Source organism: Streptomyces sp. NRRL F-5727 (assembly GCF_000719555.1).
Taxonomy (GTDB): Bacteria; Actinomycetota; Actinomycetes; order Streptomycetales; family Streptomycetaceae; genus Streptomyces.
The window spans coordinates 190,083-206,187 of the sequence record NZ_JOGX01000005.1; the positions used below are offsets into that span (position 1 = coordinate 190,083).

At 66.8% G+C, this 16,105-nt stretch carries 11 protein-coding genes; 3 read left to right on the forward strand and 8 right to left on the reverse strand.

The window, feature by feature from the left end; all coding sequences use genetic code 11:
* Positions 1–159 precede the first annotated feature (159 nt).
* A complete protein-coding gene (locus IF73_RS0106230) occupies positions 160–3,927 on the reverse strand; it encodes a hypothetical protein (protein ID WP_158821930.1) in 3,768 nt (1,255 codons plus the stop codon).
* A 59-nt stretch (positions 3,928–3,986) separates the two neighbouring features.
* Positions 3,987–4,544, reverse strand: coding sequence for a hypothetical protein (locus tag IF73_RS0106235; protein WP_031004315.1), 558 nt, complete (start codon positions 4,542–4,544; stop codon positions 3,987–3,989).
* 61 nt (positions 4,545–4,605) lie between these two features.
* On the opposite strand from IF73_RS0106235, the gene mtnN reads away from it, so the two are divergent.
* Positions 4,606–5,478 (forward strand): 5'-methylthioadenosine/S-adenosylhomocysteine nucleosidase, encoded by an 873-nt coding sequence (gene mtnN, locus IF73_RS0106240; protein ID WP_031004316.1) that lies wholly within the window; start codon positions 4,606–4,608, stop codon positions 5,476–5,478.
* A gap of 15 nt (positions 5,479–5,493) precedes the next feature.
* Here the strand turns inward: mtnN and IF73_RS0106245 are convergent, their stop codons facing one another.
* From IF73_RS0106245 to IF73_RS38550, 3 genes are all read right to left on the reverse strand, one after another.
* On the reverse strand, positions 5,494–5,949 hold the full coding sequence (locus tag IF73_RS0106245) for an IS5 family transposase (RefSeq protein ID WP_078867957.1): 456 nt from the start codon (positions 5,947–5,949) through the stop codon (positions 5,494–5,496).
* Positions 5,946–6,116, reverse strand: coding sequence for a hypothetical protein (locus IF73_RS40910; protein ID WP_158821932.1), 171 nt, complete (start codon positions 6,114–6,116; stop codon positions 5,946–5,948). Before IF73_RS40910 ends, IF73_RS0106245 begins: the two co-directional genes overlap by 4 nt.
* 98 nt (positions 6,117–6,214) lie before the next feature.
* Positions 6,215–7,390, reverse strand: a complete 1,176-nt coding sequence (locus IF73_RS38550; RefSeq protein WP_051716567.1) for a hypothetical protein — start codon at positions 7,388–7,390, stop codon at positions 6,215–6,217.
* Between the two features lie 210 nt (positions 7,391–7,600).
* On the opposite strand from IF73_RS38550, the gene IF73_RS0106260 reads away from it, so the two are divergent.
* Together IF73_RS0106260 and IF73_RS0106265 are read left to right on the forward strand one after the other, a co-directional pair.
* On the forward strand, positions 7,601–7,756 hold the full coding sequence (locus IF73_RS0106260) for a hypothetical protein (protein WP_158821934.1): 156 nt from the start codon (positions 7,601–7,603) through the stop codon (positions 7,754–7,756).
* Positions 7,757–8,216: 460 nt separating this feature from the next.
* Positions 8,217–8,438 (forward strand): hypothetical protein, encoded by a 222-nt coding sequence (locus IF73_RS0106265; RefSeq protein WP_031004321.1) that lies wholly within the window; start codon positions 8,217–8,219, stop codon positions 8,436–8,438.
* A 297-nt stretch (positions 8,439–8,735) separates the two neighbouring features.
* On the opposite strand, the gene IF73_RS0106275 is transcribed toward IF73_RS0106265, so the two are convergent.
* Genes IF73_RS0106275 through IF73_RS0106285 form a run of 3 tightly spaced genes read right to left on the reverse strand, consistent with a single transcriptional unit; the run spans position 8,736 to position 15,822 of the window.
* Positions 8,736–11,381 carry a pPIWI_RE module domain-containing protein gene (locus tag IF73_RS0106275; protein ID WP_031004322.1) on the reverse strand — a complete coding sequence of 882 codons (2,646 nt, stop codon included), beginning with the start codon at positions 11,379–11,381 and terminating at the stop codon, positions 8,736–8,738.
* Positions 11,381–14,689, reverse strand: coding sequence for a hypothetical protein (locus tag IF73_RS0106280; RefSeq protein ID WP_031004323.1), 3,309 nt, complete (start codon positions 14,687–14,689; stop codon positions 11,381–11,383). The genes IF73_RS0106275 and IF73_RS0106280 overlap by 1 nt, the downstream gene beginning before the upstream one ends.
* Positions 14,686–15,822, reverse strand: a complete 1,137-nt coding sequence (locus IF73_RS0106285) for a hypothetical protein (RefSeq protein ID WP_031004325.1) — start codon at positions 15,820–15,822, stop codon at positions 14,686–14,688. The genes IF73_RS0106280 and IF73_RS0106285 overlap by 4 nt, the downstream gene beginning before the upstream one ends.
* Positions 15,823–16,105 lie beyond the last annotated feature (283 nt).

A 16,105-nucleotide genomic window follows, 5' to 3' on the forward strand; every position in this document is an offset into this window, starting at 1 on the left:
TCCGGCGTGGCAGCCGAGCGGATGGAACAATGTTTCACCCGCCTCAAGCGGTAGCGTGGCGCGGACACCGCTACGTCGTAACCGTCAGTCCTACGACGTAGCCTTCATTCTCGTCTCACCTTTGCTGCGGTGTGAGAAATGACGGCATAGCCCTGGCCCTCACCAGGCACGGCCGTCCGGAGGTAGATCATCCGTATCCCGCTGCATAAGGCGCAGGGCGGAGGCTGCGAGGTCGCGATAGAACTGCTCCTCGACGCTACCCCCAGCAGAGCTGTCGGCCAGCTCCGTGGCCTTCGCGTGCTGCTCGACATCCTCGGGGTAGGGCTGTCCAGGCGTTCCGGAACGCATTCCGGTGATGGCGGCTGCGTGCAAGGCGCCTCTCACTCTCTCCAGGCTGGCGTCTCCGTGTCGGTCCGCAGCCCGCAGACAGCGGCGTACGAAGTCAATGTCCCAGACAATCGTCCTGTCAGCCTTAGACAGTATGTCCGCAGCGATCGTGACCTTCACCAGGTCACCGTCGTGGAAGTACTCCTCGATTACCTCGGTGACCTGGGCGTCGTAAGGCCCGGCGACAAGCTCAAAGAGGTCAGCTCCCAGGCAGCGTCGGTACGTTGAGTCCGGATCGGCTGCGATCCAGTCGCGGACCTGTCGCAGTAGGGCCGGGAAGTCGTCGTGCCCGCGAAACGGCGGTGTGTCATTCCACTGAAAGGGCAGGGGGGAGTAGCCCCGGCCCTGGCATGGCGAGGAATCGATTCTGGCTTCGAGTAGTTCGATGACGGTGAGAGGCTCAGTGTTGACGAGCTCTGCAAGGAAGCGACCGACTTCGTGGCTGTCGATGGACGATGCCGTGGCGAGCGCTGTGAGAAAGGCCTTCTGCTGGTCCTGAGAGAGATCGGACCAGGACAGCGCGCTGAACGGAGGGCCCGAGATGGCCATAGCGAACGCGTCGAGGTCCGCTGTCTCGACTACGGGTGAAGCGGTGAGCAGTTCGATGGCCAGGTCCTTGTGCTGCGTAGCGATGAGGTGCACGGCGCCAACGGTCGCCCTGCGCACAACTGTGTCTTCGTGGGCGGCGAGTGCCCGGAGCAGCTCACCCTCGCCACCCAGCAGTTCGTCGCGACCACGCTGGACACCAAAGGCCAGTGCCACCGACCGTGTTAGTCCCGTGTTCTTTGAGCCCATGAGTGTGCGGCCCCAGTGGACCGCGCGGTCGCCGGCGGCGCGCCCCATCGCAGCCAGAGCAACTTCCACAAGCGATGCCGGCACATGATCGGGCGCAGCCATGGCCTGCTCACAGATAGCTTCACCGACGGCCGGACGATTGATGACGAGTATCCAGATGAACCGTCGGGACTTGCCCGTGTCCGGACCGAATACCACTTCGTTCTCGCTCAGCAAGACATTGACACGAGTGGCGATCTGATCGTCTGTCCAGTCGGACAGTGTGGCCATCACATCTTGGAACAGCGAGTCTTGCGCCGCGTGCCAGTCTGATCGGTTTGGATGGACAGTTGGGTCGGCCGGTCCGCCATGCAACGCCCGCGCGAGCTCGTTGTCCGGTGAGGTAGGGATCGAGCTCAGGAGGTCCTGGGCATGCTGGCGCAGATCGTCGGGCCCATATCTCGCGAGCCAATGGACCTCTGTGCGCACGGTGACCAGAATTGATGGTGGCAGGGTGCGCTGGAGGATGAACTGATGTAGACGTTCGATGGTGCTGCCGAGGTGTGGGAACCACGGCTGACGCATCGCGTCGGTGACCGACAGGTTGAAGGTGCCATGTGGCAGGCGGAAGGCCTTGCCGATCAGGGAGCTGGCTGCCGAGGCGCGTACGAGCTGCGGGTGCCCCAATTCTTCGAACGCCAGGTCGAGCACGAGGCCGCGCAGGTTCAGGACCCCGCTGGTTGGGGCCAGTACGTAGGGACGGAAGGTCAGAGACCAGGTAGCTGGTGTCCACAATTCGTCATAACCCTCGGTCTCCAGCAGAGGGCTCAGCACGCTCAACGGCTGATGAATAGTGGCGGTATCGGGTGAGCGGGCGAGCCACCGTTCGACCTGGCTGACGAGGGCATGTTGGTACTTGGTGGGGCCCCAGCGGGTATAGCCGGCCAGTTTCTCCAGAATGCGCAAAGGATGCGAGGGGTACTGGTTGAGGGGACGCTGGTCGTCGCATCCTAGGCGCCAAAGAAGCGTGGCTGCTTGTGGCAGGGACTCCAGCGAGCGCGCGGCGGCTTGGAGGACGTCGGCGAGGGCGTGATGTACGGCTGTGTTGGTCCAGGTGTGCATCATCCCGAAGCCGACGTCCCCGGTGACGGAGTCGCTAGGATTCTCCACCGCCCAATTAGCCAGGTCGATAGTCCGCTGGGGCTGATAGAAGGCAACCTCCTTCACCATCTCCAGCAAGCTCACTCGACCGCGTGCGTCTGCAGAATGGAACGCCGCAGTGATGCCCTGCCACAGCGGTTCGATCAGCACGCCGGCGCCGGCGCCCTGTCCTTGTTGCCAGTCCACGCGACCGGTGTTCACCACTAGGTTGGCCAAGGCGCTGCCCTCAGCGGCTTCCATGGCTTTGGCGAGGTAGCCTGTGGGCAGCCCTGTGCTGCGATGGAGGGCTGCCTTGACTAGCAAGGCGTCCCCCAACAGGTCGGGGACCAGACGTATGGTGGTGCCATGCCGGAGGATCACCCCCGCCTCTTCTAATGCCTCCAAGTGCGGAGCTGAGACGTCGTACGGCAACCCGGTCAGCGCCTCCAGCGAACCTTGGACTTCTGGTTCCGCGAGGCGGACCGGCTGGAACGCGGCGAGAGCGGACAGCAGCTCTCGTGGCACCTGTCCGGCTGACGGAGCGGTCGTCAGCGCTTCGGCGAGCCGGTCGGTAAGTTCTCGGTGGAGTTGTTCGTCGCCTTCGAACCTTCGGGGATCCAGCTCTCCATTGTTGATCAGCGCCGCGCCCGTGACGATCAACAGTGGACAATCCCGTGCCGATGTAGCAAGTCGGGGCGCGTGGAGTCGTACCTCTTCTTTCAGGATCTCGCCAGCTAGGGAGACGGCGTCTTCGAACTCCAGGTCACCGATCTCAACCTGAGTGGTGTCGCTCATGTGGGTCCCTGCACAGGACAGAGCCCGCCGGGCGTGGGCTAGGCCGTAAGGGCGGAGACACAGCAGCACATTGGCCGATGGGTTGGCGCTCCGAACGCCGGAGACGATCTTCTCCAAGGGGAGGGTGTCGTTGTGCGCGTCGTCGATGACGACCAGCAGACTGCCTTCGTTCGGCAGGTCCCCGAACATCCCGGAGCTGATGTCGGAGTTGGCACCGAGCACCCGTACTTCGACGGCGGGCTCAGCTTCGCTCAGCGTCTGGCACAGAGCCGTCACGATCTTGGTCTTCCCGACCCCGCCCCGGCCAACGAGAAGCGCGATGGCTCCGTGCGCACTCCTGGCAAACGGCACGAGGCGGTCCATCGTCTCCGTGCGTCCGACGAGCCGCCAGCGGTGGCTGTACACCGAGCCTTTGTTCGCCTCGCGGAGGTAGTCGTCGGGTTTCATCCACGGGCTTGGCCCCGCGTTCCCATTCTGCTGGAGCACGACCTGGGTGCCGACCACATCGCCTAGAAAGACAGAACCGCGGAAGTCGATGTGATCCCCTTGATACCAGGCCCCCACACTGCCCGGAGTATGCCGCTGCATGGCCTCCGCCACGGTTCGCGCGATGCCGAGGTCGGTGGAAAGCAGGTCCACCACACGTCCGACCCAGGCCCGGGTTTCCTCCCGCCGTGCGGGGTGTGCTGCTGCCTCAACCAGCGCACTTGGGTTGGCGTTCTGATCCTGTGTCAGCGCCCGTGCCAGTTCGTCGACCAGTTGACGTCCGGCTTCCCCGGCGGCCCCTTCGGACAGAGCCGCCAGCAATGCCGGCGGCAACGTCTCGTTCATCTACCGCTTCTCTCTCCTGCGCAACCGTCCACTTGGAGTGGTAGGTCAACGGTAGAGGTTCACATCGCGCGGCGTGATGCCTTGGCGTACAACACGATCTGAATGCCGAGGCCTATCACCGCCACTGCCTCAAGCGCTGATAGGGCGATGAGCAGAACGCCGCTCGGCTGGTCGGTCCAGAACACGAGCAGCCCTGCCAGCGGCAGCACACAGAACGCTGTCAGGTCCACCAGGCACTGGAACGCCTTCCGGGAACGACGGCGCGCATCGCCTCGATGGGCTTCCTCCCATCCGAAGGCGGCAAATTCACCGTTGGACCCCGATAGTTGCGTCAGACGAGGGCCCAGCTCCTTGCGTACGTAGCGTCCGATCGCCGAGATCTTTTCGTCGTTGACCAGGTACGTCCATCCCAGAACGATGCAGACAGGCGGCAGTGCAAGCAGCATGGACGTCTGCTTGGCCTGTGCCACCGCCGCAATGATCGCGGCGGACACGGCGAGCGTCACGTAGAGCAGGTTGTCGCGAAACCCGATACGCGTCTTCTGTTCGTCCTTGACGCTCTGGTACTCAACTAGCAGCAGCTGCCCAACACTGATGCCCCCTGCCGGTTCCGACACAGCCCCACCCCTCCTGCCCAACGCCACGTGTCTGGCACTGATGCGGCAATATCATAGGTCCATGCTTGATACCCAGCCCACAGCCGTGATCCTCACCGCGCTTCCTGTGGAGTACGAGGCCGTTCGAGAACATTTGAGGGACGCCAAGGAGCTCGTACACGGCGACGGGACCCGGGTCGAGCAGGGCCGATTCGAGGGAGCGCCCTGGAGCGTGGCGATCGCTGAGCTGGGCGTGGGAGCCCTCAACGCCGCCGCGCTCACCACACAGGTTGTCGGCTGGCTTCGCCCGCAGGTGCTCCTGTTCATCGGGGTCGCGGGCGGCCTCAAAGATGACGTTGCGATCGGTGACGTTGTGGTCGGGACGAAGGTGTACGCCGTTCACGGTGGCAAGCAGACCCCACAAGGATTCCTCGCCCGGCCCGAAGCGTGGAATGGTTCGCACCGGTTGCTGCAAACGGCCCGTGCGGCGCTGCGGGATCTGGAGGGCGTCCGCTGCCATTTCAAGCCGATCGCATGTGGTGATGTTGTCCTAGCTGACGACAAGTCCGAGTTCGCCGAGTACATCCGAGTGAACTACAACGATGCTTACGCCATCGAGATGGAAGGGTCCGGCGCCGCCCACGCTGCCCATCTCAACGGCCAGGACTCCCTCGTCATCCGGGGGATCAGTGACCGAGCCAACTCTGACAAGCACGAGGCGGACGCTTCGGGATCCCAGCAGCGGGCCGCTGACCAGGCGGCCGCGGTGGCGATGGCCATCCTGCGCCGACAGCAGCCCCGCGGAAGCAGTTCCAACCCTGAGGGGGGACCATCTAGAGGCCGTGCTACCGAAGCCACCTACGGTGGTGACCATATTGACTTCCGAGGCAGCACATTCCTCGGGCCTGTCACGGGTAAGGCGACGGGGCAGCGCTCCGGCGAGGAGCAGGGCTAGGGCGTTTCTCTCGGATCATCTTGCCGACCAGATGAAGATGGCGGCGATGTGGGGTCCGGCGATGTAGATGGTGGCGGTCTTGTCGTAGCGGGTGGGGAGGCCGCGCCACTGCTTGAGCTTGTTGATGCACCGCTCGACGGTGTTGCGCTGTTTGTAGGCGTCGCGGTCGAAGGCCGGTGGGCGGCCGCCCCGGCTGCCGCGGCGTTTGCAGTTCGCGGCCTGGTCGGAGGGCTGTGGGATCACCGCCAGAATCCCGGCCCGACGCAGAGGGGTTCGGATTGCGCGGGACGAGTAGGCCTTGTCGGCCAGGACCACATCCGGGGTGGTCCTGGGTCGGCGGATCGGCCGCGGCACCCGTAAACGGACCATGACCTCGGGAAACGCGGGCGCGTCACCGGCCTGTCCTGGGGTTCGGACGAACGCCAGTGGCCGGCATAGGCTGTGCGCGGCGAGGTGGAACCTGGTGGTCAGTCCACCGAGGGATCGGCCGAGGGCATGGTCGTCCGGCTAGCCGGTAGGGGCCCCTTTTGAAGGGCCCCGGCGGCGTGCTGATGAGCCCGGACGATCGTGGAGTCGACCGAGACGATCCAGTTGAGGTCGCCTTCGGCGTCGGCCTGGGCGAGCAAGGCGGTGAACACGTGTCCTCTTGCAGTGCGGCAGGTTTCTCCAGACACCGGTGACTCGTATGCCTGGCGGGGAGCGGGCACCCTCAGGGGGACGCTGCGGTACGTGCCAATCAGTCGGTGTGGTCTTTGGAACATGTCCCGCACCTGGTTCGGCCTCGCCTGATGCCAGTCAAGGTCACCGTGACTTTGGTCCCGCACGCACAGCGGCAGCGCCACCGGTCGGTGGTTTTGCCAGGGTAGGTCTCCAGGGGATCGAACCCGGCCTGGCGGACCTCGGCAGCAGCCTTTGCCGGATCAGTTCGGCCGCCGGTCCGAGGGCACTTCTTACATCCCGTCGTTCCTGACCGGACGAAGGACAGACGCGTCATGACCTCGTTCCCGCAGGAGCAGCGGCAGTGCCATGGGTCCGTGGTCCGGCCGGGATAGGGTTCCAACGGTTCGAAACCAGCCGCGTGCATCTCGGTCTCGGCTTGCTCGGCGTTCGATGACTTGGAGGAGCAGAAGCGGCAGCGGGTTCCTCCGTTGCGGACGTTGGAGTAGGTGGGGGTGCTCTCGCGACCGCAGGCGGTGCAGCGGCGGCGCCAAGGAGTCTGACTGGTGGAGTAGGGCTCCAGCGGTTCGAACCCTGCCGCCCGCATCACCCCCTCCGCCTTGGGGGCGGTCGCCGCCGTGGCGCGCTTGGCCTGCGCCGCTCTGGTGCGGCAGATGCGGCAGCCCTGGCCTCCGTTGCGTACGGCGTTGAAGGTGGGCCGGCCCTCGTGCCCGCACGTGGTGCACCGTGAGGGCCAGGTCGCGTTCGTACGGCCCGGGTAGGGCACGAGCGGCTCGTACCCGCGGGCGCGCATCTCCTCGGCAGCAGCTTCCGCGTCGAACAGGAAGGCGGCCCGAGGCCGGGCGCCGGCCCGGGGAGCGTAGTCGTCCGGTGCGCGGCGGGTCTCCTCCTCGACCATGGCCCACACCTCATCCGCGGTGACGCGGTCGGTGGAGCAGGTCTCGCTCCAACCGTTCGGCATGACGTCCTTGGTGAGGAACGGACACAACTTGGCGCCGCGCAGACGGTCCAACACGCCCTGCTCGACGTCGTAGGCGGCGCCGGTCGTGAAGTCACTGGCTCGGTACAGCTCCCACCCCTGGAGCTCATGCTGCAGGAGCCGGGAGGTGTAGCCGGTGCAGGCGCCGATGCCGACCTTGACCGCGTTCCACTCCCGGTGGGTGATGACGTAGAGCAGCGGGCTGCTGCCCGCCGTACCGATCCGGCCGAGGCCACCGCGCTGATGCGGGCGCACGGCTTCGAGCCGATGGAGCCGTATCCCGGTGCTTCGGTGGGCTGGAGCCTGCGACGGCGATTCTGCGACATGCAGGCCTCATTCGCCCAGCCGTCATCTATCTTCTCGGCGCCGCCTCCGGCGCGTTTGTCGATGCCCTGAACGCGGCGCGCGGCGATGCGGTGCCCCACCACTCTGCTGGTTCTCCTCTTTACCAAGCGTCAGATCGCCATGGATCCTGATCTGGTGGAGCCGCAGAGCTCTCGCATCGACGGTGCCATCGCCCACGTCGAGCCGCAGGCCAAGGATGAGTACAGCAAAGAGGCAGCCGACTGGCTCTACGCCATTCGTGCCGTGCACGTTCGGGACGGTCCTTTGGTTGCGTAGATCGGATGACGAGCACCGTCTGGCACAGGCGTTGCGCTCGACAGGGTCGAGCCGTGGCCGCGCATTGGACCGCGTGCGGGTTTCACGGGAGCGGGCCATGTTTTCCTTGTTTGTGCCTCATTGAGGCAGCCCTCTCCACGCGATGCTGGCTCGCCGACAGTGCAGTGACCGGTAGCTGGGCTCACGAGACCGAGGCAGCTGGCCTTCTCGGAGACCTGTATCCCGAAAGTGGCGAAGCCTCGCGGGCCGCCTCGTACTACTAGTGGGCGGGCAAGCCGAAGAAGATCGTCCATCTTGCCAAGGCGGCAGGCGACCGTCCGCTGTTGGTGAGTTCCCTGCGCGAGGTGCCATGGTGGGTGCTCCATGCCGGCGCTGCCGGCAGCGCCGCGCCGTTCCTCCCTCATCCTCTCTGGCCACCCCGGGTCTTGTTCCGTCCGCGCCGACCGCCGCCGCGGAGCGGGTGCGGGAGCAGGTCGCGGAGACGAACCGGTACCGCCGGGGCGCGAACCTCCCCGTGGTCGCCGGGCTGCCCGCCCTGCTGGGCGACCTCAACACCACGATCCTCGGTTCGGGCCAGGCCAAACTGCCCTCCATCGGTTGCCATCGCCGGGCCATCAGCTACGAGCTCGCCGGCGGCTTCGCGGCGTTCGCAGTGGAACGGAGCCGCCTGCTTTACGCATAGCCATGTGTGGGCGATCACCGTCGTGGAATGATCGCTGCGTCGGTCTGACGAAGAGGGTGGGCGATGACAGACACCGGTGAGCAGTATGAGGCGTCGGCTTCGGCGCTCGGGTACCTCTTCCAGTTCGTCAAGGCTCTGCATATCTGCTGCGCTACCGCCATCCCGCTGCCCGGTTACTGCCAGTGGAGGGTGTGAAGCCGCGGCGGCGATCGTGACCGGAGATATGCGGTTTGCGGCGGCCTTGCTCACTCAGGCGCTCGGGAGCTGTCGCGAGCGCCGTCATGAGATCCGTGCTGATTACAGGATGTACTCCTCCATCAATCCGGCTAGGTGGGCGATGGCTGGCCAGGTGGTGGCGATCGTCGTGTGGGCGTGAAGACGTCGTTGGGCCTGGGTGTACATGGCCCAGTCGGCGGGGTTGTCTCCGGCTTGGAGGAACGCGGGGACGATCTCCAGGGAAGTCGGGTTGGAGCAGGTCTTGGTTCGGTTGCCCGGTTCGGCCGGGTCGAGCTTGGTGACGCCGAGCGCGGTCTGGTTCTGGGCCGAGCGGGGGTTGATACCCCAAAACGCGCGTTCCCCGATCTGGACGACCCCGGAGAACCGCCCGTACTTCGTCACGGGAATCAGCTCTTCCGATTCTTCGCCGGCCCTGACCATTTCCTCGGTGACTCCGAAGGACCGGGGGACCGCGTCGCGGTCGCTTCGTTCCCGGAGCCGGATGATGCGCAGGCCGGGCTGGTCGCCGGGCTTTCGGATCGCCGGAGTCACAGCGGGGTCGGTCATGTCGACACCTGGCAGGACTAGCTGGTCGAAGGCGATCCGGCCGTCCTGCAGCCATGGCCAGATCTCCCGATCGCTCATCCGTGCGCGGCGTACGAGCAGGAGCCGGTCGGCGGTGGAGTCGAGGGCCAGGGCGCCGGTGATGAACTCGGCGAGGGCCGCGCGCGAGGTGCGGGTGGCTAGGCGTCCGCGGCCGGCGGTCAGCGCCTCGGGAAGTGTGGTCAGCGGCATGGGGTGCTCACTTGGGCTGCCGGGTGTGGGCATGAGCTGTGCGGTGGGCCCTTCGTGCGTGTGCTGCCGGATGAGGATGGGCACGATCATCCGTTCGCCCGCGGGGGCGAGCCAGACCGTGGTCAGTTCGAAGGGGCCGCTGATGCCCTGGGGTACGGCGATCTTGGGCAGGTGGCCAGCCTGGCGGAGGGCGTCGTTGAGGGCGGCGGCAGCGCGTTCGATGTCGGCCGTGGCGAAGTCGGTGTCGGCGAAGCGTTTGGCGAGGGCGGCTTTGCTGGGGTTGGGGTTGGCAGGGGTGATAGGGCGAAGGCACTGAACGTTTCGGCGAAGAGCCGGAAGGGTCTTCTTGAAGAGCTTCTTTGGATCGCGTTGGCGCGTGCGCGAGAAGTAGGCGGGCCCTTCCATCTCCACGATACAGGCGATGGGTGCGGCGAGGCGGGGGAAGGATTCGACGATCCTCCCGGCGCGCTCGGCCTCACTCCTTTCGTACTCGGCTCGGCGTGCGGCCTTGTCGGGGTTGGTGGAGCGGGGCAGGCCGGCGGTCAGGTCCTGCGGGTTGCAGCGGTTGAGCGTGAGGTTGAGCGGCCCGGTGAAGCCGGCCGAAGTCGCTGTGGACCGGAAGGGGGTCAGGCCGAGCTTTGCGGCGGCAGCGACCTGCAGGCCCTGCCAGGTCCGGTCGGAGGACGCCCATACCTCGATCTCGTAGGTAGGGGCGTTGGGCAGCTCCAGGGGCAGGAGCGACTTGGCGCGGGTCCGGGCCTTGGGCGTGGGCGCGAGCGGAGCCAGACCCTTCTCCGCCAGCTGGCGGGCGACCTGGGCGAGGACCTCCATGTGGTCGCGGGGCTGATAGCCGTGGCCGACGGGGTGATCGTGGACCGAGCGCGCCGGCGGTGTGCCGTCCTTTTCGGGGAAGCGGTAGGTCATGCCGGTGCTGTGGACGAGGTGGGCGGCGAAGGGCTGGGCTGCCGCGTCGCCGGGGGCGGTGCGCAGTTGGTCGAGGCTGGGTGGCTGGTGGTGGGTGAGGTGGGCGAGGATCTCGGCGACGCCCGGCTCCCAGGTCCAGGTGCTGCTCTCTCCGCGCCGGCGGATGGTGACTCCGCTCTGTAGGAGCATGGGTCGCTCGCGGCGGTGGACGAATCCTTGCTTGGCGGAGAGGAGCACCTTGGCGGTCGGGTCGCTGAATCCGCGGCGGGGGATGTACTCGACTGGGCGCGTCGCGAGGCGGGTCATGTTCAGGTCGACGTGGAGGTGGACTTCGGGGACACCGGGCACTGTCTCGAGGTGGAAGGTCAGGACGTCCACGCTGGCTCCGGCCGAGCCGTCTTCGTCGGTGAGGGTCTCGGGTGCGCCGAGGTGCAGGGCACGGCGGCCGTCTGCTCGGGTGGGTCCGAGTCGCAGGTCGCGGTGGTGTCCCAGGAGATGGAGCCCGCTGCTGGTGAGGTGTTCGGCGACGAGGCTGGGCAGGAGGTTGAAGACGTGGTTCGGGGGGTTGGCGGTGCCGTTGGCATGAAGGTCGTGGCGGGTGAGGTCGAGGTCTTCGGGGATCCACTCCAGTTGGCCGGCGCCTTCGAGTTGGCTGTACCAGTCGGTGTCGGGCATGTGGGGTGCCACACGGGCCGAGGCCCATGCCGACAGAGCGATCAGCAGGAGGTCCGGGTCGACCTCGGTCCGGGACCGGAGCCATGCGGGATCGCGGGGATTCGTCTGTACGGAGGTGATTTCGGGGTCGATGAGGGTGAGCAGGTCCCTCAGAGAGCGCGTGGGCAGGTAGTCGGGCCCGCTGCGGGGACGACGGCCGGGCCGGGTATCCCACGCCTTCTCCAGGAGGTCGAGCATTCCCGGCGGGCAGGTCGTGCGGTAGCCGGTGACGGGCCAGGTGGCTTCCGGCGTGAAGGTGAGCACGGTGGCTTGGGTGCTGCGGTAGGCGGGCATCAGCGGTGACCCCAGTCGATGTTGTCGAGAAGATGGGAAGCCAGGCCCCAACAGGCCTTCGCGAGTTCGTGGTCGAGCCGCTCGGCGACTGTGGCCGCGGGACCCGGGTCGGAGAGCCAGCCGTGCAGGAGCTGCTGCGCGGCGACGATCACGCTGGTACGGGGGGTGTCCGGGGCGGAGTCGTCGAGGTTTGCGGTACGGGGGGCGAAGGCCGCGTCGCAGAGGTAGACCAGCACAGGCTCGTTGCCGCGGATGCCACGGCCGAGGGTCTGGTGGAGGGGAACGAGGAAGTTGCCGACGAACGCGGCGTGCTCGACCGGGTCGGTGAGCCGCGTGAACAGGACGGGCTCGCCTACCCGTCGCTGCCAACGGCGACGCTCGCTGCCGCGGAGCTTGCGCGCGAGGTCGACTGGATCGACGTGGTCAAGAGTGACGTCGACAGGATTTCGAAGACGGCGCATCGCCTCACGGCTGAGGAGCGAGAGCGGGAAGGTGGCGTCGTCGGCGGGCGGGTGGATCCGAGCCAGGTAGAACACGGCGCCGAGGGCCGCGACGCGGCGGGCGTTGAGGATGTTGTGGCCGCGTTGAACGGCGCCTTCGGCTGCCACGAGGATGTCGGCACCGGAGGCGGCGAAGGTGGCAAGGCGCCGCCGGGGGATGCTGTGGCGGGTGGGCGGATCGTCGTCGCGGATGACATGGAGGGCCGTGTACGGGGTCTTCTGGTTGATGTAATCGGCGACGGTTTGAGCGTCCCGGGTGCTCTGCACGGTGAACAGGACCTGCTGGCGGTCATCGGCAAGACGCTGACGGGCCTGCTGGAGCAGCGACTCCCGCGCACCGGGGGCGGGATTGCAGATCCAGTCAGCGGACGTACACAGGGCGTGCGCGTGGAGGGTGGGGTCACCTCCGGTGCCCGAGGTGAAGACCGGGCGGCCGTCGCGGTAGCGCGGCGGCCGGAAGAGCATCTTGCTTTCCAGCAGAGCCGCCCTGGCCTTCTCAGGTTCGCGCAGGACCAGGTTCGGAGTGACGTCGAGGTGGAAGCGGGGGGAGGCGGGCATCCAGCTGGTGGCGGAGGCGAGGACGACGTTGGGCCCCTGGATTCCTTCGGCCTCCAGGAGGTCATGGAGGTGATACAGCAGCCACCGGCCCACACCGCGCAGCCACAGGATGCTGAAGGACCCGCTGTCGCCAGCGGGGTTGGGCTGCCACTGGAGAGCCATCAGGTTGCCCGCGGCCTGCTCTGGGACGAAGGACATCAGGTCGCGGGGCGGCTGGCGGCTCCAGAAGTCGTCGCCGTCTCCGATCTGTGCCGGGCTGATGGCTGGCAGGCGCTGGGCGACCTCGAAGAACGATGTCGTGATGCGCGCGGCCCACAAGCCGCCCTGCAACAGCTGCGCGAGCTCCGCCGGCGTGCCCCGGGCCGTAATGCCGTCGAGTACCGGTTGATGGGCCTCGATCCACGCCTCGGCGGCCTCCTGCGCCGACATGAGCGTGTCGTGGGACGCTGTCATTGCCTCGATCAGCGCCGCCCAGTTCTCTGCGGGCGCCTGGAAGGGGGCGGTGACCAGCGGCTCGAAGTGCTCTTCGAAGTACCGGTCGGCGGCTTCCTCCAGTTCCGCCTTGCGGGCGAAGTCGTTCCGCTCGCCGAGGCCGTGGAGGCTTCGGGCCAGGCGCCGCAGGAGGCTGTACCCGGTGAACGGTCCCTCGGTGATGAGGGCGCTCAGGTGGTCGGCACCCGGGTCGATCATCAGCCGGTGGAGCTCCGTCAACGCCTGGTCGTGGCGGCGGAAGTGCTTGTCGCCCGCCGTCACCTCGGGGTCCCGGAGGTCAAGGAACCACGAGTGCTCCAAGCGCTGTCCGATCCGGTCCCCCACGCGATGGCTCCAGCCCCTGCCAGGTTGGGAGAGAATCTCGTGCAGCAAGAACCGGTCGTCGAACTGCTGCTGGACGGTGTCGGCCTCGTCCATCAGGAGAACGGTCAGGTGATGCTGGGCCGCTTCGGCGACGCGAACCTCGATCTGGGACTGCGGCATCATCGTGGAAGCCAGGCCGGCCGCAGTGGTCACCCACACCTGGGCGTCGGCCACATTGCGAGTCGCTGCGTGGGCAGGGCATCGCGAAAGGATCGGGCAGTCCCGGCGCCCGCGCTGGCCGTCCACGGAGAGCTTGCCTCTGCACGGCCGCTCCTCCCTCGGGAGCGGAACCCGGTCGCTCCTGCTGGTCAGGCGCAGCTCCTCCACGTAGCACTGGTCGTCGGCGAACGCCGCCGCGGCGTCGGCACCGGTGGGGAAGGTGGTAGCGCCGTCGTGCAGGAGCGAGCGCCAATAGCGGTCCTTGTGGACTCCCTCCCGGGTCCGACCGAAGATGGGGACGGCGTTGATGCCGAGTGCCTGCAGGAAACTGACCTTGGTGTACATGTCGCTACCGGAGGCGAGCACGAGACCCACCTTGCCGCTGCGCTGGGCAACGATGTAGGCGATCATGTCCAGCAACGTGGATTTTCCGCTGTTCATCAGGCCCACCACGTGCCACAGACCGTCGATGACCATCTCCTGTGGCCGCTCCAGGAGGCGCCCTCCCACATGGTCGGCCAGCAGGGCCTCCATCTGCTCCAGCCGCTTGACGAAGTTCCGGTTCTCGATCTCCGGGTGAGCGATCAGGAGCTCGTCCATCTCGGCGGCAGCCCGCTGGAAATCCTCGATGGTGAGAGGAATCGGCTCCCGTGTTCGGAGGGTCGTCGCCAGCAGCTCGGGCGGGGCCGGCGCGGGGACGAAAGTCTCGGGGATACGGACCTTTTCCCAGCTGCCGTCAGTTCGCTCGAAAGAGCACGTCGAACCAGGCGGCGCCGGCCGATAGCCGCTCCCCGCCTTGTAAGGGGCGACTTTCTGAAGCCTCTGCCGGTAGACGTCATGGCGTGCCGCAGCGTACGGGGAGCGGCGCCGGGTGAACACCGTCGACAGTTCAGCCTTGTGCCCCGCCATGTCACCTGGCTCGAACCCCCGTACCTGGGCAGGGAGCTTCACGTAGTGATCGAGCTTCTCCCGCATCGTCCCGGTCTTGGCAACCGGGCCCATCAGTTCACGCAGGGTCCGGATCTGCGGGTCGAGCGCCGAGTCCAGCCGCATGTATCCAGCGAGCACGGGCCACAGAGCGCCGATGCCCCGCCCCGGCATGTGATCGACCAGGAACGACAGCCCCAGCTCGAGGGCACACAGTTCCCATGGCTTGAGCTGGCCGAGCATCGGCCGCACGCACTCGTCGTCCAGCTCCTTCACCAGCGAGGTGCTCCAGGAGCGGGTGTCCCTCATCGGGCACCTCCCGCCCTGCTTGCGCGGACGGCGGCTTGCCGCAAGAACGCCTTCTCATCAAGGACCTCGACTCCGGCGGCCCGGCCTTGCAGCTCGCGCTCCAGATCCGCGAGGTAGCCAGGTGTCTGGAGGCGGTGCGTGGGGACGACGATGATGCGCCGACGCGCCGGCACGCGGGGATCGCTGCGGAACCCCCGGGCGAGGAGAGTGGGGCTCGCGCAGTCCTTCGCGTCGATCGCCCAGCATTCCCGTTCCCCGCCGGCGTCCACCGGTTCGAAGATCAACGCCGCGTCCCAGGCATCCAGACACGGCCACGGCTCAGTCCGAACCCGATCCGACGGCAGTTCGGCGAGCCGGTCCAGCAGCCGCCCTTCGAGTAGTCCAGGGTCGTGGAAGAACTGGCGGGTCGCCCTGTGCTGGGTCCAGTACCCGGCCAGACAGGCCACCTCGAACCGCTCGGGCCTCCCGCCGCACCCCGGAGTCCCGCAGCCGCTCGCCCCGTCGTCGACCGGGTTGTGACACTCCCGACAGCGACCCAGCCGGACCTTCCCCGGACTCTCGACCGGATGGAGGACGTACGCGGTACGCACGAACTTCGCGAGGTACGAGTCGCTGTCGGCGTCCGCCTTCGGCAACTCTCGGGCCAACGCCTGGATGTCGCGGTCGCTGAGCACGGGACGATCGATCAGCAAGCGCCGCAGTCGGCAGTAGATACGCTGGACAGCCTCCTCGCCATCACCATTCATCCGAGCGCACGACATCAGTGCCGCGAAGGCCTGGTTTTGAACCAACTCCGCCTCGACGTCGGCGTGACGGACCAGATCGGCTGCCTGCTCGGCGAACTCCGACAGCTCATCCCCGTCCAGCAGGATGGCTTCTAGATCACCGTCGGCGAGGGAGAGCGGAACGGGCCAGGACCCCAGCGGGCGACGGCACCACTCGAACAGCTCGAGGTCGTTGCCCGGCCAGTCCGACCCCAGCGCCTGCGCCTTCCACCACAACCGCCCCCGTGCGTCACGCCAGGCGCGCGGCAACGGACCATACACTTCAGCAGCCCTGAAGTGCCCGCCATCCGCCGACTGCCGATCGAGCCGGATTCTCGCCAAGGCGGCACACAACAACTCCACCGTCATGTAGTCGTCTGCTGCACCCTGGGGATCCCGGTCCCTGCCGGGCGCGGCATCCCGTGACTCCGCTACCGCATTCGCTGGTGGACAGCCGTCCGGCGACTCCGATCCGACGGACTGAGGGTGTGCACGGTCAGCGGGCCTGGCGGCTTCCTGAGTAATGCTCATAGCTGATCGATATACACCACGTCACCGACAATGCACTATCCGTTACGAATGAATGTTCTTGTTTGAAACTGTCATTCGATATTGGGGGGTCGCAGGCTGGCGTCGCCCTTGCAGTACCGGA